The sequence below is a fragment of the Akkermansia sp. NBRC 115031 genome (assembly GCF_030268505.1).
GTDB lineage: Bacteria > Verrucomicrobiota > Verrucomicrobiia > Verrucomicrobiales > Akkermansiaceae > Akkermansia > Akkermansia massiliensis.
Genome location: NZ_BSQU01000002.1, coordinates 109,671 through 131,225, shown reverse-complemented (window position 1 = coordinate 131,225; position 21,555 = coordinate 109,671). Strand labels below are relative to the sequence as shown.

Below are 21,555 nucleotides of genomic sequence, written 5' to 3'. Positions count from 1 at the left end.
CAGTGACGCGGGCAGAAGACCCGGCGGTTTTACCACTGGTTGTCCAAGTTTTTGGTATCTATCTTTCCAGGCTCCTTGTTGCGCTCCTTCATGCCGCGGATGGGCTTGGGCTCCTTCTCGTGAAGGTCCAGGACATCAATCACATTCTCCCCTTTTTTCAGGAAGGGGGCCGGAACGTACAGCCTTAATTGAGGCCCCACATTCCAATACCGCCCCACATTCACGCCGTTCACCCACACGTATCCCTTGGCATAGCGGGACATGTCCAGGAACGTGTCCTGCGGCTCTTCAATGTTCACGACGGCCCGGAAATGCGCTCCTTCCCGTTTCCGGGAAGGGCCCTTTCCCTTGGGTGCCTGGACAATGGAGTCAGCCTTCAGGGGAAGGGCCCTCACCGTCCAGTTCTTCAACTCGCGCGTTCCCAGCTTCACAGGGCCGTGCAGTCCCTTGCGGTCGCTCTCCATGCTGATGTGGAAATTGATATGTCCCATGGCCTCCACCAGGATTTCCAGCGTTCCCGGCTTCTTGCGCTCCGGCAGCTCCACGCTCTTCTGTCCCAGGCGTCGGTCCAGCGTGCCGACCGGCTCTCCGTTCAGGTACACCTGGGCATAGTCATTGACGTTGGTGAATTCCAGCGTTTCAGGCGGTCCGGCCGGAACGGTGGCGCTGTAAACGGCGATGCCCTGGTTCTGGTTCCACTGTTCGAAATAGGGCGGCTGCGGGAACTTGGACCGGAAGGGCTTGGGCAGGTTCTCCCAAAGGCCGGCATGGACCACGGGCGTGAACTCCGGAATCTCCATGGCCGGGATGTCCGCGGGAGGTTCCGGCACGGCGGCTTCCGGAGGCAGTTTTTCCAGGATGATTTCCCTCATCTGGGCGTAATATTCATTCATCCGGCCCTGTTCGTCCACGGGAGAGCCGTAATCGTAACTCGTCAGGTCCGGCTGGTATTTTCCCGGCCCCCCGTTGTTGGCGCCCGCCGTAAACCCGAAGTTGGTGCCACCGTGGAAAACGAACAGGCTGAAGGACCGCCCCTTGTCCATAAACCAGCGGACGTGGTTGACAATGCCTGGGGTGGGGGCCCAGTTCCCCTCCCCCCAGTGCCGCAGCCAGCCCGGATACGTTTCCGAGGAAAAAACGGGAACGCCCGGATTGCACTTATTAGCCACCTCCCAGTGGCCGTCGTTCAGCCCCGGGTCCAGTCCCACGGCCACGCCGGGAAGCACCACCCCTTTCAGGAAATGTTCCCCCGCGCCGTCGGACGTGTAAAAGGGGCCGAAGCCCTTCCTGGTCCAGAACGCTTTCAGCCACTCCATGTACTTGCGGTCCTTCCTCTGGTAGCTCCCGTATTCGTTCTCAAGCTGGGTCATCAGGATAGGGCCTCCGTTTTTGACCAAAAAGGGCTCCGCCACACGGGCCACGGCTTCCAGATACCGCGTCTGCGCCTTCATGAATTTGGCGTCTTCCGTAGTCCTCAATTTGGCCTTGGGATCCTTCAGCAGATAATGGGGCAACCCTCCCAGGTCCCATTCCCCGCACACATAGGGACCGGGGCGGAACAGAACCCACATGCCTTCCTCCTGGCATATCTTGAGAAACTCTCCCAGATCGCGGTTGCCCGTCTTGAAGTCAAAGCTGCCGTCCGGCTGTTCATGGTCGTTCCAGAACACGTAAAACGCAATGGTGTTCAAGCCCATGGCCCGGGCAGTCCTGATGCGGTGCCTCCAGTACTCCCTGGGGATGCGCTGGGGATGCATCTCCGCTCCGCGTATCTGGAACGGTTTTCCATTCAGCATGAACTCCTGGTTCCCTTCCCCGCCGAACTTGAACACGGCGGGAGCTCCACCGGAAGGAGCGGGCTTCTGCACATTCCGGACAGCCCCGGGACCGGCCCATGCCAATGCTCCCACTCCGGCGGCCATCAGGGCGGCAGCCCAACTGAAACCATATTGCTTCATCATGCTGAACTGTTAATCCATTTGAAGACGGTTGCCAATCACAATTTTACCCGCCGCCGCCGCACCTGTGAGGCGTCCTTCCCCTCCTCCGGCGGACTGCCGGGGCCGGACGGCAGGAATTTCTCCTGCGGCGGGGAATATTATCACGTCATACGCCTCCATTCCTTTGCGCGAAAGCCGGAGGCCGCCTGTCTAAATTCAGCGATATGAAAACAATTGTTCTTCTGCGCCATGGAGAAAGCACGTGGAACCGTGAAAACAGGTTCACCGGATGGACGGATGTGGACCTGACGGAACTGGGTATAGAGGAAGCGAATCATGCGGGCGACCTGCTGAAAGACAAGGGCATGGCTTTTGACCAGGCTTACACCTCCTACCTCAAGCGCGCCGTGAAGACGCTTAACTGCGTGCTGGACCGTCTGGACCAGGACTGGCTGCCCGTCGCCAAAAGCTGGCGGCTGAATGAAAAGCACTACGGCATGCTCCAGGGGTTGAACAAAAGTGAAACGGCCCAAAAATACGGAGACGAGCAGGTGCTGATCTGGCGGCGCAGCTATGACGTGGCGCCCCCTCCCCTGGCGGAGGATGATCCCGCCAACCCCAAGTGGGACCCCCGCTACAAGGGGGTGCCGGATAACGAACTTCCGCGGACGGAATCCCTGAAGGAGGCCATTGACCGCATGATGCCCTACTGGGAGGGAACCATCCTCCCCTCCCTCCGGACGCTGGACAATATCCTGATCGTGGCCCACGGCAACACGCTGCGCGGCATGATCAAGTACCTGAAAAACATCCCCAACGACCAGCTTCTTTCCCTGAACCTTCCCACCGCCATTCCCTATGTGTTTGAATTTGACGATTCCCTGAACCTGGAGAAAGACTACTTTCTGGGAGATCCGGAAGAAATCCGCAAACGCATGGAAGCCGTCGCCAGCCAGGGAAGCGCGAAGAAAAAACCGCCGATCGCCTAACCCCCCTCCCTTCCGCATGACCGACCATTCCTGCCGCATTGCGTTTTTTGACGCCAAGCCCTACGACCGGGACTCCTTCAACCCGATCAACGAGCGCGAATTCCATTACGACATCCGCTACTTCAAGGGGCACCTCACCCCGGACAGCGTGCCGCTGACCCGCGGCACGGACGTGGCGTGCATCTTCGTCAACGACACGGCAAACCGGGAAGTGATCCGGAGCCTGAAGGAAAACGGCGTCAAACTGCTGGCCCTGCGCTGCGCCGGATTCAACAACGTGGACCTGAAAGCGGCGGAAGAAGCGGACCTGCCCGTCGTCAGGGTCCCCCAATACTCCCCCTATGCGGTGGCGGAACACGCCGTAGCCCTGATGCTCTCCCTGAACCGCAAGATACACCGCGCGTACTGGCGCACCAGGGACGGCAACTTTTCCCTGCACGGGCTGATGGGCTTTGACATGAACGGGAAAACGGCCGGCATCATCGGAACGGGGAAAATCGCCAGAATCCTCATCCGCATCCTCAAGGGGTTCGGCATGAACATCCTGGCCTACGATCCGTACCCCGACCAGCGCTTTGCGGAAGAAGCCGGCATTACGTACACCACGCTGGACGACTTGTACGCCCGGTCCGACATCATTTCCCTGCACTGCCCCCTCACCCCGGAAACGGAATACCTGATTAATGCGGATTCCATCGGCAAAATGAAGGACGGCGTGATGATCATCAACACGGGACGCGGCAAGCTGATTAACACGGAAATGCTGATTGACGGCCTGAAATCAAAAAAAGTGGGGTCCGCCGGCCTGGACGTGTATGAAGAGGAAGGGGAATATTTTTACGAAGACAAGTCCGACCGAATCATTGACGACGACACCCTGGCGCGCCTGCTCTCCTTCAACAACGTCATCCTGACCTCCCACCAGGGCTTTTTCACGAAGGAAGCCCTGCACAACATTGCGGAAGTCACCCTGCACAACATCCGGGACTTCCTGGAAGGCAAGCCGCTGGCCAACCGCGTATCGCTCCAGTCACACTGAACGCACCCGGCACCTGCTTCCGTGAGGGGAATGCGCTCCGGCGGAGTGAGCGGAAAAGACGCCGCCGCTTTTCCGCGCCAGAGGACAGGCACGTCATAGGAAACAGTTTCACCCCCCCTCTTTCTCCACTACCTGCCGCCTGACCACGCGCATCACATTCCCTTCATAATCCCGGCTCTCCAGCGACCACCGCACGTTGTAAATGGCCGGAATCCGGTACACGCATTCCACGGAAAGCTCCGGTATCCGGTACGGCGGGAAGCGTGCCTTCCACTCTCTTCAGGTTCTTGAAAACGGCACGGCAAATTTCATCCGCCTTTTCCGGATTCTCATAAGTATTCCCCGGAAGCAGGGCGTCCCGGAGCAGCGCGGCGGGAAGGGAGCCGGAAAACAACAGCCTTGAACCAACTGGGAGAACGGGTTGCCGGGCATCCTGGAACAACTGCCTCCCCAGGGTAATGGAACAGCCGTTCAACTGGAAAAACAATTCGGCGGCAATCCAGTCCGTTCCCGCCTTTCCATTCAGGCCCGGCCATCTGTTTGCGGCCACCTCCACCACTTGCAGCAAGCACGGCACGGACGGCTTTTCCCGTTCCGCCGGCGGAAGGCTCTCCCATATAGGCCGCCACAGGCGACAGGCGCGTTTTTTCAGGCAGGATTACGGGCTGTTCAAAAGGTTCCTCGTCAAAGCCGTCCAGGACCTTTTCAGCCTTCAGCGCTCCCGTGTCCATTCCGGACAGGAGGAAAATCAGCAAATAACGTTTCATCATCAATCATCAGGGCAGCCAGGGGGTATTCCGGCCATCGTTGATTAAATGCTCTTGACGCATGGAGAACAAGCAGCTTTTCCTCTTTCTTCCTTCTCAATATACTACTGGAAATTTCCGGAAAATTATCCGGCCCAGCGTCAAGCTTCCCAGCTGTAAAAACTCCCTTGTTAAGTCCCTCCGGAGGCCGGAGAATCGCCGGCCCTCTCGCCATTCCGGAACCATATCCGGAGGGAAGGCACGAAAAATCCTGCCCACTTTTTTATTGACGGCAACAGCGTCTTGAAGGACAAGATGGAATAGATTAACATCTGTCTTTCAACTCCAACCATCCATATCCAACATGAAACTGCTCTTAATGCTGAATGCCTCCCTCCTGCTCTGCGCAGCCGTCCAGGCCAAATTCCCGGCGGACGGACTGATTAAAACGGCAGCCTCCGGCGCCATTCAGGGGAAGACCGTCCTGATGAAGGCTGAAAATGCGGAACTTTCCAAAAGCAAGCTGGCAAAAATACGGTCCGTCAAATTCATCGCCGGCATGGCGGAAAAAGACTCCGGCGCAAGCTGGGAAATCAACGTCGCCCAAGACGGGGAATACATCCTTGAAGCCTGGTACACGTTCCCCTGGACGGCTACCGCTTCCGCCCGCTATGAACTGAAATGCGGCGACAACGCCCCCTTCCTGTGGAATGTGCCCACTTCCGGCGGCGGTGAGGCCGATGGGGGAATCTACCATCTGGGCCGCATGAACCTGGTTAAGGGAAAACAAACCTTTACGCTCAAGAAAAAAGGGAGGGACGGCATTTACATCCGCTATATCCGGCTCATTCCCGCCTCCATCTTCCCGGTAGTCCAGCCGGCGGCCAGCGGCAAAATCACGCTCTCGCCTGAAAACTGCCTCATCACGCATGCCCTGGCAAAAGATGCGGGAAAATTCAACATCCTGTCCCACTTCAGCTCCGTCAGCTGGGACATCTTCACCAAAAACGGAGGAACCTATACGGTAACGACGGATTATGCCATTGCCGATCCCGCCTCCACCCTGTTCAAGCTGGGTTATTCCATCAATGACAAGCTGACGGAATTCACTTTTCCGGGAACCGGCGGATGGTCCCGGTTCGTAAAGCACTCCCCCGGCGTCCTTACCCTGCCGCCGGGAAAATGCACCCTGACCGTCAAGGGAATCACCAGCGGCGCGGAAACAAAGTCCATTGTACTTGCCCCCGCGCCGTAGGCGCCGGACCTCTTTTCCTCCGGAATCCGGCTCTTTAAAGGAAAAAGGGAGAAGGAACAGCCTTCATCATTTTTCTTTACGTCTCACGCCGTCTGTGGAAGATAGGAAACGGCTTGCCTGTCCGCCGGGCAAGCCGTCTCAGTACCAGCCTGTACCGGGACTTTCCCTGCGGAAAAACCCGTTCCGGGGTTCCGCGGCCGCGCACGTAAAATACGCATCGCCTCTTTTTCTGTAAGCACAATCACTTTTCGCCGTACTTATACCATGAGCACTCCGGCCCCTCTCTCTCCCTCCGTTCTGGCTCCCAAACCTCATTATGCCGCCCTGGACGGCCTGCGCGGCGTAGCCGCCGTCATGGTGGTCCTGTTCCACATGTTTGAAGGAAGCGCCAGGGACTTCCAATTCCACACGGACCAGATCATCAACCACGGCTATCTGTCCGTGGACTTCTTCTTCATGCTGTCCGGCTTCGTCATCGGGTATGCCTATGACGACCGCTGGGGAAAGATGAGCCTGTGGAATTTCTGCAAGCGGCGGCTGGTGCGCCTTCAACCCATGGTGGTCATGGGGATGCTGCTGGGTGGAGCCCTCTTTTACTTCCAGGGGTCTGAAATCTTCCCGAACATCGCACAGACCCCCGTATGGAAAATGCTGCTGGTCATGACCGTGGGGTTCACGCTGCTGCCCGTCCCCGTTTCCCTGGATATTCGCGGATGGACGGAAATGCACCCGCTGAACGGTCCGGCCTGGTCCCTCTTCTTCGAATACATCGCCAACATCCTTTACGCCGTGCTCATCAGGAAATTCACCAGCCGGTGGCTGGCGGTCCTGGTCTTCCTGGCGGCCTGCGCCCTCATCCACCAGTGCTACACGCAGGGCAACAACATCGGCGGCTGGACGCTGGACGTGGAACAGTGCCGCGTGGGATTGACGCGGCTCATGTTCCCCTTCTTCGGCGGCCTGCTCCTGTTCCGCCTGTGCAAGCCCGGCCGGGTCAGGCACGGCTTCTGGTGGTGCAGCCTGCTTCTGGTGGGAGCGCTGGCCATGCCGCACGTGGGCGGGGCGGAAAACTTCCGCCTGAACGGCCTGTATGACGCCTTCTGCATCATCGTCATCTTCCCCGCGGTGGTCTTTCTGGGAGCCAGCGACATCCCAGGCGACATCTCCTCCCGGGCCAGCCGGTTCCTGGGAAACATCTCCTACCCCCTTTACATCACCCACTACCCCATCGTTTACCTGTACCTGGCCTGGGTGCACGATGCGGAAGTGCCCTTTTCCCGCGCTCTCCCCGTGGCGGTGGGCGTCCTGTTCATCTGCATTGCCGTGGCCTACGGGTGCCTGAAGCTTTATGACGAACCTGTGCGCGCATGGCTTTCCAAACGCGTGCTGGCGCGGCGCGCACCGGAACAGCCCAGGCCGTAAAACGGAGCCCAGGGCATAACGGCGGTTCCGGGGCGCCCGGAAAACAACGGGAGCGCCGGGACAAACATCTGCCTTGCCCCCGGCGCGGCCCAGCCGGATACTGGCGGCGGTCTTCCATGGAAAAACTGCCGACATCCTCCAAAGCGCTGCGCTACCTGCCCTTTCTTGTGGCATCGGCATTCTTCATGCAGATGCTGGATGCCACCATCCTGAACACGGCCATCCCCACCATCGCCCGCAGCTTCAACAGCCACCCGCTGCAGCTTCACTCCCTGGTGACGGCCTACATGCTTACCGTCTGCGTCCTGATACCGGCCTCCGGATGGATATCCGACAAGCTGGGCTCGCGCCGCACTTTTCTCTTCGCCATCTCCGTTTTCTCCGCGGGGTCCCTGCTGTGCGCCCTCTCCACCTCCGTCGCCATGATGACGGCGTGCCGCGTCATCCAGGGAATCGGGGGGGCCTTCCTGATGCCCGTAGGGCGTCTGGTCGTCCTGCGCTCCTATCCGCGCTCCATGTTCGTCAACGTTCTGAACATCGTGACGATTCCGGCGCTGCTGGGGCCTCTCCTGGGGCCGGTGCTGGGCGGCATCATCGTCCAGTACGCCTCCTGGCACTGGATCTTCCTGATCAACATTCCGGTGGGCATAGCAGGCCTGTGGGCCACCTGGAAGCTGATGCCGGACCTTAAAGCGGTCCGGGAACAGAAATTCGACTGGGCGGGCTTCTTCCTCTTCTCCTCCTCCGCCGTGCTGGTCACCATGGGCCTCTCCACCGCAGGAGGCGCAGCCGACAAGACGCGCATGGCCCTGCTCCTGTCCGCCGGAGGCGTGTTCCAGCTCCTGTACTGGGTGCTGGCGTTCCGTTCAAAGGCGCCCATCTTCAGCCCCTCCCTGTTCCGCATCAGGAACTTCGCCATCGGCATCGCCGGCAACATCGTCTGCCGCCTGGGGGGAAGCTGCCTGCCGTACTTGATTCCGCTCTTCTTCCAGGTGGTGCTGGGTTACTCCGCCCTCCAGTCCGGCATGTCCCTGATTCCCCTGGCGCTGAGCAACCTGCTGGCAAAAACGGTCGCGCCGCGCCTGCTCGGCAAATTCGGCTACCGGAACATCATGGTCGTCAATACCTTTACCATCGGGACACTGCTGGCCGCCTTCTACTTCATCAGCCCCGGCACCCACGAACTCACCCTGCTGGGCATGCTCGCCCTGCTGGGCGCGGCCAACTCCATTCAATTCACCTGCATGAACACCCTGACGCTGATTGACCTCCCCAACGCGGACGCCAGCAGCGGCAACTCCCTGCTCTCCACCATCATGCAGCTCTCCATCGCCGTCAGCATTGCCGCGGCCTCCCTGCTGCTGGACAGCTTCGGCGGCCATTCAGCCACCTCCGGAAAGGCCGTGGAAGCCGCCTTCCACGCCACCTTCGTCACCATCGGCGCCATTGCCGCGGCCAGCTCCTTCATCTTTGCCCTGGTGGATAAAAACAAGGGCATCACCCGCAGACGGAAAAAAGCGGCCTGACGCGCGGGAACGCGGCCCCCGCCTCTGTTCAGGAACAGGAAACGCTGTCCCCCGTTTCAAGGGAGCAGCACTGCGCGAACTGGGCGCGGGACTCTTCCAGGGTAATCGGCTTCTTGTCCGCCCCCAGGGCCACGTAAACCAGCTCCGCCTCCGTAATCTTGGCAATATTATTGCAGAGCTTCGTCAGGCGTTCCGCGTACACCTCCACCTTTACGGTGACGGAGGTGCACCCCACCTTGATAATCTCCGTATAAAAGGAAACCACATCGCCCACCAGCACGGGAGCTTCAAACGTCAGGCTGCTGACTGCACGCGTCACGATGTAGCGGCTCAACGCATAACGCATGGCCGTATTGGCTCCCGCCAGGTCCACCTGGCTCATCACCCAGCCGCCGAACACTTCCCCGCTCTGATTGGTGTCCGCAGGCATCGGTTCCACGCGCAGGGCGGGAATGCGTCCCTCCGGAAGCTGGGTATGGTGGTATGTATTTTCCATAAATAAGAACAATTATAAATTAACGGGCTCATGCTCATCTATCCCAGCCCTCTTGTAAAGAGCAAAACGCGGAAACGGAAGGCGGACAGCCCCGGAGGATTCCTCCAAGAAAGGGGAATACGTTTTCGCAGGACAATAAAGTATTGACGATAGATGTGTTATCAGTTTAAAAGGAACCATGCGGATTCCTCCTTCCCCGCCCATTGCCCTCGTCTCCCTTTCCCTGCTGGCCGTGCCGGTTTCCATGGCTGATACAACAGACTCCGGAACCTCCCCTTCCATTCAAAATGAGGGAAAAGAAAAAAAGGCGCCTCAATTCAAATTCACGCTGAGGGAATATACCCATCCCGGTGGAGAAGCTACCTGCGTGTTACGGGACAGTTCCTTCCCTTATCCCAAAGATTACATGCTGCAGGATTACCTGGCGGCCCTGGAGCAATTCCTGGAAGAACAGCAGGCCAGGGGAATGCCGCTGGAAAAAATCACTTGCTTTTCCACGCCTTCCCTGGGACGGGCAAAGGACGTCCAGGAAAAATTCAAGCAGCTGGCGAGGGAGGGGAAAAGCCGTGTCTCCAAAAAGGACGGCCATTACATGAGCGTCTGCGTGAGGCTGGTACGGGAGGAAAAACTGCTCGCCCCCTACAGGGAAACCTTCAAGCGCTTCGGATTGGAGGTGGACGACACCCTTTTTGGAGAATCCAAAATGGCAAGGGCTCCCTTGGACGTGCCGGGAAGAAAAACCCCCGTCTATTATTTTACGGGAGGGATGGTGAACCTGAAGCTGGCTCCCCTGAAACCGCTGGAACAAAAGGCTCCATAAAAAATAAAAATGCGCCGGGACAAGCCGCTTTTACACCGGACGGTTGAATTTGTGCGTCTTATCCCGGCCTTTTTTACAATGGCCCGCAAGGACGGTTGTCCATTCCTTATGGACCGCGACCATGAACCCAAAATGAAAAAAGTGGACGGGGAGGAACATCCCGCTTCCGACTTCGCCTATGTTCCCGACCCGGAAAAGCCCTCCACCTGGAAACTGCCGATTTTCAACATGCATCATGTAGGGGGCGCCCTGGCCGCCATGACCAGTGACTACCGCGGCAATCCCGTGGAAATCCCGGAAGGAGACCGCCACGCCGTCATGAAAAAAATCCTGGCCCGGAAAGCGGAGCTGGAACAGGAAGAAAGCTGACTCCGGCTTCTTGCATTCCTTTTTTCTTCCGCCTGGAAACAAGCCGGGAAGGATGGCTTTCTCCCCCGGCTCCCTTGATTCTTTGCCATCCGGCAGGGTAAAACCTGCCGGACTTTTTTTGTTCCGCCGCCTGCTGCGCGCCGCGGGAAGCTCCGCAATTGTCCCCCCCCACTTATAAAAGAGGCAGACCTTCACCTCTTTTCTCCCCTTTATCCATGTAATGGCATGGCCTTCCACCGCCGCCTGTGATAGAATCCCTCCACCCCTTATTCCGGGAAAACGGGAACGGCGCGGCGTTCAGCCGCCTTTTCCCGGACAACGGCTGCCGAATTTCCCGCAAAGGCGGAATATCCGGAACGCCATTCCTTCCTCTTTAAACGCCATGACCGGAGAAAAAGTGAAAAAATGCCTTTGGCTCTTCTGGATCAACCTCTTTATCGGGGCATTCACGTTCGGGGGCGGCTACATTGTCGTGCCGATGATCAATAAATACTTTGTCTGGAAAAAACGGCTGTTTTCCAAAGAGGAGCTTCTCTCCATGGCCGCCATCGCGCAATCCACGCCCGGAGCCATTGCCGTCAACCTCTCCGCGCTGGCGGGGCACCGCACCGCAGGCATGGCCGGAGTCATTTGCAGCTGCCTGGGCGCCATCATCCCGCCGCTGGTCATTCTTTCCATCATCACCGTCTGGTATGACGCCTTCAGTTCCAATACCGCCGTGGAAGCGGTCCTCCGGGGAATGCAGGCAGGCGTGGCGGCCCTCATTGTAGACATAGTCGTGGACATGTGGCAGATGATCCTGCGCAGAAAATCCGCCCTGCTGAACGCGCTGGTTCCGGGCGCGTTCCTCGCCAGCTTCGCCTTTCACGCCAACATCGCCGCCATTCTGGCCGTGTGCTGCCTCCTGAGCCTGTGGCACGTCCGGAAAACGCTGGGAAGGAGGGCCGGATGACTCAGGCATTATGGCAGCTTTTCAGCGTCTTTCTCCAGATCGGAGCGTTCAGCATCGGAGGCGGCTACGCCGTCATCCCGATGATCCGGGACCAGGTGGTCATTCACCAGGGCTGGATTACCCAGAAGGTTTTTACCGATATCATCACGATTTCCCAGATGACGCCAGGCCCTCTGGCCATCAACACCTCTACCTTCGTCGGACTGCAAATCGCCGGCATTCCCGGCGCCGTGGCGGCCACCCTGGGATGCATCATTCCCGGCGTGGCGGCGGCGCTGCTGCTGCACCTTTTCTTCCAAAGGCATAAAAAATCCGCTTATGTTTCCGGGGTGCTGGAAGGGCTGAAAGCGGCTTCCGTGGGCCTGATCATGTCCGCGGGCGGCACCATCCTGCTGCTGACCTTCTGCGGCACCTTTGACTGGCACGCCATCGCGGAAGTGGACCTCCCGAGCATTCTCCTGTTCGGCGCGGCCCTGTTCGTCTTGCGGAAATGGAAAATGAACCCCATCCTGCTGATGACCCTGACGGGAGTGGCCGGATACTTCATTTACGGACTGTCCTGAAATCCGGCGCGGACGCGCTGAAAAACGGAGGCAGGTTCCCGCCCTGCCTCGGCGCAAATAGGATGAAAGGATCAAACCATTTGATCATCAAGCGGGTTAATCAGCACAACATAGCGGCTTTTCCCGAAAACGGATTGGAGAAATTCAACAGGATTCAAGGAAGACCAGTGAATGAACGGCTCTATCAGGATCAATGGAAATAACATTCAGAATAATCCTATATAAGTGAATATCAATGACATGCTGAAATAAAAGCATGTCTTCCCTTGAACAGGCCATCCAAATCCCGGTCATCACGGATAGGAAATGCGGAACACCGGAGAAAGAGACGCGGCCAGCTATCTTACGCATGGCGGGCGGCGCCTTCCTTCTCCCGGCAGTTTCACGCCAAAACATGACTGATGAAAAAATGAGCACTAAAGACATTCACGAAATGCAGGACCCGCGCGACGAATTCCGCCAGGAAGGGTATGAAAAACAGCAGCAGAAAGCTCCCGGGCTCCAGTCCGAAATGGAACCCGTGCCGGACGCCGGGGAACAGAGCTATCATGGCTGCGGCAAGCTCCGTGGACGGAAGGCCCTGGTCACGGGGGGAGATTCAGGCATAGGGCGTGCGGCCGCCATTGCGTATGCACGCGAAGGAGCCGACGTAGCCCTGAACTACCTTCCCGAAGAACAGAGCGATGCCGAGGAAGTGGCGGAGCTCATCAGGAAGGAAGGGCGGAACGCCGTCCTGCTGCCGGGCGACCTCAGCGATGAAGCCTTCTGTCAAAAACTCGTCAGGGACGCTCTGGAAAAACTTGGCGGCCTGGACATTCTGGCCCTGGTGGCCGGCAAGCAGGTAGCGGTGGAGGACATTCAGGACATTACCACGGAGCAATTGACCAAAACATTTGAAGTGAATGTTTTCTCCCTGTTCTGGATTGCCAAGGAAGCCCTTCCGCACCTCAAGCCGGGAGCGAGCATCATCACGTGTTCTTCTATCCAGGCCTACCAGCCCGGCAAGAACCTGGTGGACTATGCCTCCACGAAAGCGGCCATCATCGCCTTCAGCCGCGCCCTGGCCAAGCAGGTAGCCTCCAAGGGCATCCGGGTGAACGTGGTAGCTCCCGGCCCCATCTGGACGGCTCTGCAAGTGACCGGAGGCCAGTTGCAGAAGGACCTGCCGGAATTCGGGCAGAAAACGCCCCTCAAGCGGGCCGGACAGCCCGTGGAGCTCTCCGGCCTGTACGTCTTCCTCGCCTCCCAGGAATCCAGCTTCATCACTGCGGAAGTCTTCGGCGTCACCGGCGGCATGCATCTGGCCTGATACGGAAATCCGCGGCCCGGGAAAAGGCTTCATGCTGCCTGCCCGGCAACCCCGGAACCATGGCCCGTTCCCTTTCCGGACTCCCGGAAAGGGAAACTTTTGCCGCCTTCATCCCTCCGCGGAAGCATGAACTCCATTCATCCGTCAGGCAAACCCCAGCAGGCGCGCCGTTCCCGCCACCAGAAGGCACATCACAACGCCGCAGGCCGTCGGAATGGCGAAGGCAAGAACAGCCCACTTCCATTTGCCCGTCTCTTTGCGGACGGTGAGAAGAGCCGTTGAACACGGCCAGTGCATCAGGGAAAACAGCATGGTGCATAACGCCGTCACCCAGGTCCAACCGTTATTGGTCAGGAGGGACTTCAGCTCGTTCATATCGTCCATGTCCATCATGTTGTCGGAAGCCAGGTAACCCATGATGATGAGGGGGAAAACGATTTCATTGGCCGGAATGCCGAGGATGAACGCCATCAGGATCACGCCGTCCAGACCCATCAGCCGCCCGGCGGGGTCCAGCCACTGCGTGCCGTGGACAAGCAGGCTGGAGTCTCCAACGCGGATATTCGCCATCAGCCAGATGACGATTCCCGCCGGAGCCGCCACCATTACCGCGCGCCACAGGACCGCCAGGGTTCTGTCCAGAAAGGAGCGGACGATCACGCGGCCGATCTGGGGCTTGCGGTAGGGGGGCAGTTCCAGGGTAAAGGAAGACGGAGTTCCCTTGAGAATCGTATGGGACAGGAGGGCCGTTATCGCAAACGTCATTCCCACGCCCAGCCCGATCAGCAGCACCAGGCCCGCCACGGAAGCCAGCGGCTGCAACCCGGACGCCACCGTCCCCGCAAAAAACATGGTCATGAGGGCAATCAGCGTCGGGAACCTGCCGTTGCAGGGGACGAAATTATTCGTCAAAATGGCTACGAGCCGTTCCCGGGGGGAATCGATAATCCGGCATCCGGTGATGCCCGCGGCATTGCAGCCGAACCCCATGCACATGGTCAGCGCCTGCTTGCCGCAGCCGCAGCACTTCTGGAACACCTTGTCCATGTTGAACGCCACGCGGGGCAGATAACCGGAATCCTCCAGCAGCGTGAAGAGGGGGAAAAAGATGGCCATGGGCGGCAGCATGACGGACACGACCCACGCCACCACGCGGTAAACGCCCAGCACCAGCACGCCGTGCAGCCATTCCGGAGCATGCGCCAGGCGGAACAGGTCCGTCAGCGCCTCCTGGCCTTTTCCAAGCAGGTCGGCCAGCCATTGGGAAGGATAATTCGCCCCCACGATGGTGATCCAGAAAATCAGCACCATCAGGGCGAACATCAGGGGATAAGCCGTCCACCGCCCCATCAGCACCTTGTCGATGCGCCTGTCGCGCCCCAGCCCCCCTCCGTCCGGCAAAGCGACCACTCCCCTGCACAGGCGTTCCGCCTGTTCCACGAATACCGCCGCCACGCGGTCGCCAAAAGAACTGCCTGAAGAACCGGCCTCCGCGGCGGCGGCCTCACGGAGAATCTCCTGCACCTCCTTCTCCTCTCTCAAACCGGTTCCCGCGTACTGCTCCAGAAGCCGCAACGTTCCCTCGTCCCCTTCCAGCAGCTTGACGGCTGCCCAGCGGGGCGACAAACCGCGCCACGGAAGACGCCCGGCCAACATTTCCAAACGCGCCAGCCACGGTTCCACGTGCTCCCCATAGGGCAGCCGGAGGGGGGGCCGCCTCTCTCCAGACCACGCCATCCGCTGCACCGTATCAGCCAGAACGTCCAGGCCTTCACCTTTCGCCGCCGATGCCGGAACCACGGGAACCCCCAGGCGTTTTTCCAAAAGCGGGCAGTCGATGCGGATGCCCTTCCGCCGGGCCTCATCCATTAAATTGACGCAGACCACTACATTTCCCGTCGTTTCCATCACCTGGAGGGCCAGGTTCAAATCCCGTTCCAGATTGGTGGCGGAACAGACGACAATGACGGCATCCGCGTCACCGAAACAAATGAAATCCCGTGCCGCCTCTTCATCCGAAGAACAGGCCAGCAGGGAATACGTGCCCGGCGTATCCACCAAAAGGTACTCCCGGGGACCGCGCCCCACAATGCCTTCCGCGCGGACGACCGTCTTGCCGGGCCAGTTCCCGGTATGCTGCCTCAGCCCCGTCAGCGCATTGAACACCGTGCTCTTTCCCACATTGGGAGCGCCCGCCAGGGCCACGACGGGCATGCGTTCTTCCGCCGCGCCGGAAGATCCGCCCTTCTCCGTTCCGCTGTCCAGCCTCACCCGTTCTCCTTCCATGGCTGATTTCACGCGGACTTAACGGTAATCATTTCCAGATCGGAAGACCTGAACGCCATGACCGTTCCGCGCACAAGAAAAGCGACGGGGTCTCCGAACGGCCCCCGTTCCAGGCATTCCACCCGGGTGCCGGGAATCATGCCTATATCCATCAACCGCCGTCTCAAACGGCCTTCCATCCCGAGAGACTCAATCCTGGCGGTCTCCCCTTCAGGCAACTGGTTCAATGTCATTGTTAGTTTTCTCCTTTCCATTAATTGTTCATGCAGAAACTTCCACGAGGATGGCGTCAGCGGCGGCGGCAGGCAATTCCAGTCGCTGTCCTTCTTCCGCCTTCACCAGAAACGCTCCGCTGTGCGCTTCCGCCTCCATCAGGGCTACCGTTTCATGAAGATGAATGCCCAGGGAGGTGAGAAGCTCCAGCAGCTCTTTCGATTCGGGAACGCGCCTGATTACGGCCGGAATCCCTGCCGGGATGTCGGACAGGCGGGAAAGCGGCCCTTCCGGCAGCGGCCCGTCCTCCCTCCCCGGAATCCTCCTTCCGTGGGGGCACATCTCCGGATAACCGAGAAAACGGTCCAGTTTTTCCATCAAGCGGGGGGAAGCCGCATGTTCCAGCTTCTCCGCCTCTTCATGAACGTCCCCCCACGAATACCCGAGATGTTCCACCAGGAAAACCTCCCACAGCCGGTGAATGCGCACCAGCTGCATGGCGGCTTCCTCTCCCTTCCGCGTCAGGCGGATGGAGCGTCTTTCCATGCTCTCCACCAGGCCTTCCTTCTCCATCTTCCGGATAATCTCGCTGACGGAAGCGGCAGAAACGCCCAGATAATCAGCAATATGCCTGTTGCCGACCCTCTCCCTGCTCCGCTGGAGCTCGGCGATCGCTTTCAAATAATCTTCACGGCTGCTGGTCATGGCTCTGATGATCTCCTTCGTTATAAGGTATACCTAACAAAATGATATTTCGCTCAAACAAAAAAGCCTCTCCCGTGTCAGCAGAGCCATTTTTTTCCATTACGCAAACGGCAGGGAACGGCTTTGAAAAGGAATTAGGCGCATTCCTTCATTTCCCGGTTGTCCCCGCAGAAAGTTCCTGCTTGAATAAGGCATGTCCTTCGGCGGCACTGCTCTGTCTTTTCTTCTTTTAACGGCCCTGCTCCTTCCCACGGCGCATGGCGGCCCGCTGGATGCTCCCGTCATCACCCTTGGAGAGAAAAAAAGCCTGTTCGGAGAAAAGGCGCAGGCTAATGAATACGTCAGCTATGCCCTCTACTACTGGCCTGACCCCGCCAATCCGGAAGGCCCCTACAAGCCCATTGACGGCAAAAAGAACCAACGGCTCCGCAGCATGGACGACAGCGGCAAGATGGCCGCTTTTATCGGTACGGTTTGCAGCCTGGGACGCCAGTACGAACTCAACAGGGACCCGCGAGCCGCTTCCCGTGCCGGGGAATGGCTGAGAGCCTGGTTCATTGCTCCGGCAACCCGCATGCAGCCCCACCTGAAATACGCCCAGATCCGCCCCGGACACCGGACGGAAGGCGACGGAGGCGGCATCATAGACCTTTACCGCATGCCTGATTTTCTGGATGCCCTGGCGGCGTTGAAACGCTCCGGGGCCTTGACAAAAGAGGAATGGAAGCGGGTGGACGCGTGGCTGAACCAGTACTACGCATGGCTGGCCACCAGCAGGCAGGGCAGGCATGCGCATACGCGCAGCAACAACCATTACCTGTTCTATGTGGCGCAATGCGCCCATCTGGCTCACTTTCTGGGCCGCGACAACGAAGCGCGCCAATGGCTGGCGGAAGCCTTCGCCAACATGGACCGCCACATTGCCCCCGACGGTTCCCAGCCGGAAGAACTCAAGCGGGCGGAACCATGGCAATACAGTGTTTACACCCTTCAGGCCTGGGGCTACCTCGTGCAAATTGCGGAACGCATGGGAGATAAAAACTACCGTTACCGGAAAACGGCCGCCGGGGCTTCCATCCAGAAAGCTGCGGACTATCTCCTGCCGTTCCGTACCCATCCGGAAGCGTGGCCCTGGAAAGGCTCCAGGGCAGGAACCCCGCTTCCCGCCATCTTTGAACCGTCCCGGCCGGATAAGGAAAAACAGGACCGCCCTTGAACAACGGCAGCTATTAAAATTGCCTTTGATTCATTGGAAAACCCCTTGTTCGGCATCATCACGGCACCCGGAAAGAGACGTTTTCCCGGGAAACCTGTTCAGTAAGGAACTTTCCGGCGGCATCTTCCCTTCTCTTCGCGGCTTTCCATTCCCACGGCGGGATGGGATTCGGCTCCGCCCAAAGGCCTTTTTTGGACTTCCTGGCCTCCGCTTCAAGGGAAGCGAGTTTCCGGCTGGCGGAAAATTTTTTATAGATCCACGCCCATCCATCCTTCACCAACTCCTCATTGACGAACACCTTTCCATACCAGACTTCCCCCAAAATACGGCCGTACCTGTCATGCTGGCTGTACTTGACTGTAACCGTCTCTCCCCAAATCAGCTTTTCCAGATACTCCTTGGCTCCTTCATACCCGTTTTGCCCCCTTTCCGGCGTATCAATTCCTTCAAGCCGTATCCGGTAGGTCCGCTTCTGTTCGGGCGTTTTTTCCAGGAGAGTAATGGTATCGCCGTCAATCACGTTAATCACAACTCCCCTGATACTTTCACCAAAAGCCATGCAAGAGCTCATCAGGAAAACCAGCAGCCATCTCATAAAAAAATGATATAATTCAAAAAATTGCAACAAGCAATCATTCTTTGGAGAAAGTCTTTCCCGCACCGTCCGTCCGGTCGCAAATGAAAACAAACATCCATGGCAGCACCGTTGGAACATGAGGTTCCAGAACGTTCATTGCGCTTCCCGGCACACCACACCGCAACCCCTGAACCTATTCCGAACCTGGCCGGAGCATTGATAGGCCAGACTGCATCACTGCTCCGCGCGGAAAAGCCTGCATTCCGCTGCCGGCTTAAGGATAACAGGAAGTTTCATGCAGTTACCCATGAAACCGCTTGCGAAAACCGCGCGTCCAGCAGGGAACCGAATGCCCTGCGGCATTCAGCAGGATGAAACACGGAACCCTGTTCACTTCTTCAATTCCTCGGCAATTCTGCCGAGGTTCTTTTCCGTTGCCTTCCTCAACTTTTCCTGCTGTTTCCAGTTCCAGGCTGTTCTTTCGGATACTCCGGCCTGTTCCGCCAGCCAGCGCACGGCGCCGCTCGTGTCACAGCCCGTTTTCTTCTGGATGACTTCCAGCAGTTGAGTGACATATTTGTTCATGGTTTCCCGGGTTGACGTTATTTCGATTCCCACGCCCGGCTGAATTCGCCGTCCCGGAACAGGGCCGCAATGCCGCTGAGCTGCTTGAGGCGCAACAACTCCTCCGCGTCCATGCCGAGGTTTTTGAGTATCCACGCATCCGACATGCCCGCTTCCGTCAGTTCCTGGATAATGCTGGTCATCAGTCCGATATTGTGAGACCCGCGGGCACGGTTGTGCCTGATAGTGGAGGCCATGCGGTTTCCAAGAGGCTTGTCGATAACGGCCACCGGCATCATGCCATCCTCCCGTTCGTAGATGTCGCGGTAAGTTTTCATGATCTGACAGCGGTGGAAGCCGTCAACGATTTCATAGGTGCCGTCCTCCAGTTGATAGCAGACAATCGGCATCGTGTAGCCGTCCTCCTTGATGCTCTGGTAGAGCAGCTTCATTTCAGGCGGCGCCACACTGTTCGGGTTATAGGCATTGGAGCGGATTTGATCCAGCGGAACGCGCCGGATTTGATAAACGGGGGATTGATAGGGGGGATTCATGAAATGTTGCGGTATTTGTTGACGGCGGCACGGCGCCGGGCAATCGCTCCCTTGGTTGGACTGAATCCGGCATATCTGCAGAAATAGTCATTTTTCATGATGCAGATGCACATGCGCTTGTAAGAGGGCACCTGCCGGAAATTGCTGACGGGCATGTCGTCGGGATAACCCATGAATTGAACGATATCGCGTCCATCGTAGCGGCCCGATTTTCCCGTCACGGCAGCCAGCGGGTAGGCCGCCAGCACTTCATCGGCGGTTCCGGGATCGACGGTTCCCCCCTGCATCCAGTACCTTTTGGATTTTTCCAGGATGTTGTTGTAGTGGGCCGCCGTCCTCGCATCCATCGTGGAAAGCAGGAATTCATAATACGATTTCCAGGTATGGCCGGGCGGCAGCTTGATGGTTTTCCAGCCCATGGCCGTCGTGCCTCCGTACAGGCCCGTAAAATTGACGCCGTTGACCCGGCCGATCATGCGCGCCCAGTTGGAGGGATCGATCACTTTGTAGAGCTTCAGGCTTTCCTGGGCACAGTCGTTGAACGGGCTTGCCACCCGCATCTGCCCGGCAGTAAGGCCCGCCTGGTACAAGAGGTCATAGAGACGGTTGTAGTCAAAACCAAAGCGGGCGGTGGCCGTCCAAATATCGCTGACGCGCCAGTCATAGAGAGGGTAAACGTTGGCCGTCACGGCACTGGTCTGCGTAATCCACTTCCTGCCCTCGTAGGATCTCCTTTTTTTGCCGCGTGCCACGGCCGCGTACCTGTTGAGGCTTTCATCCGCCCGCAGCCCCACCATGACGGCGGTGGTGCCGCGCTTTTTGGCAAAATGGCGCGAGAGCTTGTCCTGGAATTCGTAGTCCACCATGCCGTGCCGGAACGGAACGTCCAGATTCCCTTCGTGAACCACATAGGGATTTTCCGGCATGGCCCGCACCCACAGTTTTTTTTTGGCGGCGTCCCACGGCGTCCAGTAAGGTTCCCCCAGGGCGCATGCCGACTGGGCCTTGATCGGCACGCAGTACCACATTTTACGGATGCCCGGGAACTGTTCCAGGAACGTCCGGGTCACATACTCGGTCGTCATCTGGTACTGGGCCTCATAATCAAGGTGGTACATGGTCAGCTTGTCCAGCAGACCGTGTTCGTCGGCGTAATTGTAGCACAGATTGAGCAGGACGCCGCTGTCCTTGCCGCCCGAGAAGGCCACCAGAACATTGTCAAACTCCTGGAAGCAATAGGCTATGCGCTCCAGGGCCGCTTCATAGACGTTTTTGTCCAGGTAGGTTTTCACAATTCTTCCAAAGCCTTTCTTCCGTCACCCATCGTCAATTCCCTGCCGGGCGGAAATACGCCGGCACGGATACTATTGACGGAGGCCATGTATTTTTCCTGAAGTTCTTTTAGTGGCTTGCAGTCGATAGGGATATCCCATGCTTTTCCAAACAGGGCTGCAACGCCTTTATGCCCGCATAAGTAAATAACATCATGTTTTTCCATGTTTTAAAATACGCAGTAGGTGATTGTTCGCTGTTTTCCTGCAACAACGCCAACCTACTCAATTATTATAGCAGGTCAATGCTTTTACTGCAATTATTTCAGTAATTTTATTTCCATTCGCCTTCTTCTCAAAATACCTATGCTTTTTAGCGAGTAACGCCATTCCCGACGTTCCGCGCCCATGACGGCATGGCCGCCTTCTCTTTTCCGGAGCGTCCGCATCATTTTCAGCATCAATGTTCCGCTATGGGAATCACGGCCCTGAGCCTGGGGATGCAGGAGCAATTACATCCTTGGGCGTCACGTTGAATGGACAAATTCTGCGATGACGGCGTTATGCCCGGTCTCTCGTCACGAACGTTTTTCCCAAGCGCCATCCTGCGTCCGCATTTTTCAGATTGGCGAGGCAGCCTGCTGTTCCCTATTGAAGGAAAGATATCTGGCCTTTCTTTTTCAAAAGCCAGGAAGCCTGGCGGAATACGGCTCTGCCAGTCACGCTTTGAGCAAGTTGCCAGG

Annotated in this window: 23 protein-coding genes; 11 read left to right on the top strand and 12 right to left on the bottom strand. The window is 58.0% G+C overall.

The genetic code is table 11. From position 1 onward, the window contains the following. Positions 1–29 precede the first annotated feature (29 nt). The gene (locus QSJ36_RS03275) at positions 30–1,961 is read right to left on the bottom strand and encodes a beta-galactosidase (RefSeq protein WP_253231874.1); all 1,932 of its coding nucleotides are present in this window, start codon (positions 1,959–1,961) and stop codon (positions 30–32) included. Between the two features lie 203 nt (positions 1,962–2,164). On the opposite strand from QSJ36_RS03275, the gene gpmA reads away from it, so the two are divergent. Then, the gene (gene gpmA / locus QSJ36_RS03270) at positions 2,165–2,929 is read left to right on the top strand and encodes a 2,3-diphosphoglycerate-dependent phosphoglycerate mutase (protein WP_102731221.1); all 765 of its coding nucleotides are present in this window, start codon (positions 2,165–2,167) and stop codon (positions 2,927–2,929) included. A 16-nt stretch (positions 2,930–2,945) separates the two neighbouring features. Continuing rightward, on the top strand, positions 2,946–3,968 hold the full coding sequence (locus QSJ36_RS03265) for a 2-hydroxyacid dehydrogenase (RefSeq protein ID WP_022396422.1): 1,023 nt from the start codon (positions 2,946–2,948) through the stop codon (positions 3,966–3,968). 163 nt (positions 3,969–4,131) lie between these two features. Here the strand turns inward: QSJ36_RS03265 and QSJ36_RS03260 are convergent, their stop codons facing one another. Next, a complete protein-coding gene (locus QSJ36_RS03260) occupies positions 4,132–4,545 on the bottom strand; it encodes a hypothetical protein (RefSeq protein ID WP_285466869.1) in 414 nt (137 codons plus the stop codon). Between the two features lie 533 nt (positions 4,546–5,078). Here QSJ36_RS03260 and QSJ36_RS03255 point away from each other — a divergent pair. The 3 genes from QSJ36_RS03255 (at position 5,079) to QSJ36_RS03245 (ending at position 8,917) form a co-directional block, all read left to right on the top strand. Beyond that, entirely contained in the window at positions 5,079–5,969 is an 891-nt protein-coding gene (locus QSJ36_RS03255) for a hypothetical protein (RefSeq protein ID WP_285466865.1), read from the top strand. 264 nt (positions 5,970–6,233) lie between these two features. Beyond that, positions 6,234–7,391 carry an acyltransferase gene (locus tag QSJ36_RS03250; protein WP_102721617.1) on the top strand — a complete coding sequence of 386 codons (1,158 nt, stop codon included), beginning with the start codon at positions 6,234–6,236 and terminating at the stop codon, positions 7,389–7,391. A 116-nt stretch (positions 7,392–7,507) separates the two neighbouring features. Next, the gene (locus QSJ36_RS03245; protein WP_022396426.1) at positions 7,508–8,917 is read left to right on the top strand and encodes a DHA2 family efflux MFS transporter permease subunit; all 1,410 of its coding nucleotides are present in this window, start codon (positions 7,508–7,510) and stop codon (positions 8,915–8,917) included. Positions 8,918–8,945: 28 nt separating this feature from the next. Here QSJ36_RS03245 and QSJ36_RS03240 read toward each other — a convergent pair whose 3' ends face one another. Next, complete coding sequence (locus tag QSJ36_RS03240; RefSeq protein WP_285466862.1) at positions 8,946–9,413, bottom strand: acyl-CoA thioesterase; 468 nt, start codon at positions 9,411–9,413, stop codon at positions 8,946–8,948. A gap of 178 nt (positions 9,414–9,591) precedes the next feature. Between QSJ36_RS03240 and QSJ36_RS03235 the strand changes: the two genes are divergently transcribed. The 4 genes from QSJ36_RS03235 (at position 9,592) to QSJ36_RS03220 (ending at position 12,117) form a co-directional block, all read left to right on the top strand. Further along, on the top strand, positions 9,592–10,233 hold the full coding sequence (locus QSJ36_RS03235) for a hypothetical protein (RefSeq protein WP_102729791.1): 642 nt from the start codon (positions 9,592–9,594) through the stop codon (positions 10,231–10,233). 108 nt (positions 10,234–10,341) lie between these two features. Further along, the gene (locus QSJ36_RS03230; protein ID WP_022396429.1) at positions 10,342–10,602 is read left to right on the top strand and encodes a hypothetical protein; all 261 of its coding nucleotides are present in this window, start codon (positions 10,342–10,344) and stop codon (positions 10,600–10,602) included. Between the two features lie 382 nt (positions 10,603–10,984). After that, a complete protein-coding gene (locus QSJ36_RS03225) occupies positions 10,985–11,554 on the top strand; it encodes a chromate transporter (protein WP_102731216.1) in 570 nt (189 codons plus the stop codon). Continuing rightward, entirely contained in the window at positions 11,551–12,117 is a 567-nt protein-coding gene (locus tag QSJ36_RS03220; protein ID WP_102727340.1) for a chromate transporter, read from the top strand. The genes QSJ36_RS03225 and QSJ36_RS03220 overlap by 4 nt, the downstream gene beginning before the upstream one ends. Positions 12,118–12,261: 144 nt before the next feature. Here the strand turns inward: QSJ36_RS03220 and QSJ36_RS03215 are convergent, their stop codons facing one another. Beyond that, the gene (locus tag QSJ36_RS03215) at positions 12,262–12,468 is read right to left on the bottom strand and encodes a hypothetical protein (RefSeq protein WP_146019299.1); all 207 of its coding nucleotides are present in this window, start codon (positions 12,466–12,468) and stop codon (positions 12,262–12,264) included. A 58-nt stretch (positions 12,469–12,526) separates the two neighbouring features. Between QSJ36_RS03215 and QSJ36_RS03210 the strand changes: the two genes are divergently transcribed. After that, positions 12,527–13,426 (top strand): SDR family oxidoreductase, encoded by a 900-nt coding sequence (locus tag QSJ36_RS03210; protein WP_218957693.1) that lies wholly within the window; start codon positions 12,527–12,529, stop codon positions 13,424–13,426. A 144-nt stretch (positions 13,427–13,570) separates the two neighbouring features. Here the strand turns inward: QSJ36_RS03210 and feoB are convergent, their stop codons facing one another. From feoB to QSJ36_RS03195, 3 genes are read right to left on the bottom strand one after another with little or no spacing between them, the layout of a single operon-like run. Continuing rightward, positions 13,571–15,712, bottom strand: a complete 2,142-nt coding sequence (gene feoB, locus QSJ36_RS03205; protein ID WP_102721623.1) for a ferrous iron transport protein B — start codon at positions 15,710–15,712, stop codon at positions 13,571–13,573. A gap of 8 nt (positions 15,713–15,720) precedes the next feature. Beyond that, a complete protein-coding gene (locus QSJ36_RS03200) occupies positions 15,721–15,945 on the bottom strand; it encodes a FeoA family protein (RefSeq protein ID WP_102721624.1) in 225 nt (74 codons plus the stop codon). A 28-nt stretch (positions 15,946–15,973) separates the two neighbouring features. Next, positions 15,974–16,630, bottom strand: a complete 657-nt coding sequence (locus QSJ36_RS03195; protein WP_022396434.1) for a metal-dependent transcriptional regulator — start codon at positions 16,628–16,630, stop codon at positions 15,974–15,976. A 193-nt stretch (positions 16,631–16,823) separates the two neighbouring features. Here QSJ36_RS03195 and QSJ36_RS03190 point away from each other — a divergent pair, with 193 nt between their 5' ends. After that, complete coding sequence (locus QSJ36_RS03190) at positions 16,824–17,846, top strand: alginate lyase family protein (RefSeq protein ID WP_102721625.1); 1,023 nt, start codon at positions 16,824–16,826, stop codon at positions 17,844–17,846. Positions 17,847–17,904: 58 nt separating this feature from the next. Here the strand turns inward: QSJ36_RS03190 and QSJ36_RS03185 are convergent, their stop codons facing one another. The 5 genes from QSJ36_RS03185 to QSJ36_RS03165 all read right to left on the bottom strand — a co-directional run bounded on the left by QSJ36_RS03185 (position 17,905) and on the right by QSJ36_RS03165 (position 21,039). Beyond that, positions 17,905–18,405, bottom strand: coding sequence for a thermonuclease family protein (locus QSJ36_RS03185; protein ID WP_285466851.1), 501 nt, complete (start codon positions 18,403–18,405; stop codon positions 17,905–17,907). Positions 18,406–18,813: 408 nt separating this feature from the next. Beyond that, on the bottom strand, positions 18,814–19,008 hold the full coding sequence (locus QSJ36_RS03180; RefSeq protein ID WP_022396437.1) for a hypothetical protein: 195 nt from the start codon (positions 19,006–19,008) through the stop codon (positions 18,814–18,816). A 17-nt stretch (positions 19,009–19,025) separates the two neighbouring features. After that, positions 19,026–19,541 (bottom strand): ParB/RepB/Spo0J family partition protein, encoded by a 516-nt coding sequence (locus QSJ36_RS03175; protein WP_022396438.1) that lies wholly within the window; start codon positions 19,539–19,541, stop codon positions 19,026–19,028. Beyond that, positions 19,538–20,833 carry a DUF3440 domain-containing protein gene (locus tag QSJ36_RS03170; RefSeq protein ID WP_102721628.1) on the bottom strand — a complete coding sequence of 432 codons (1,296 nt, stop codon included), beginning with the start codon at positions 20,831–20,833 and terminating at the stop codon, positions 19,538–19,540. Before QSJ36_RS03170 ends, QSJ36_RS03175 begins: the two co-directional genes overlap by 4 nt. Continuing rightward, positions 20,830–21,039 (bottom strand): hypothetical protein, encoded by a 210-nt coding sequence (locus tag QSJ36_RS03165; protein WP_102721629.1) that lies wholly within the window; start codon positions 21,037–21,039, stop codon positions 20,830–20,832. The genes QSJ36_RS03170 and QSJ36_RS03165 overlap by 4 nt, the downstream gene beginning before the upstream one ends. Positions 21,040–21,555 lie beyond the last annotated feature (516 nt).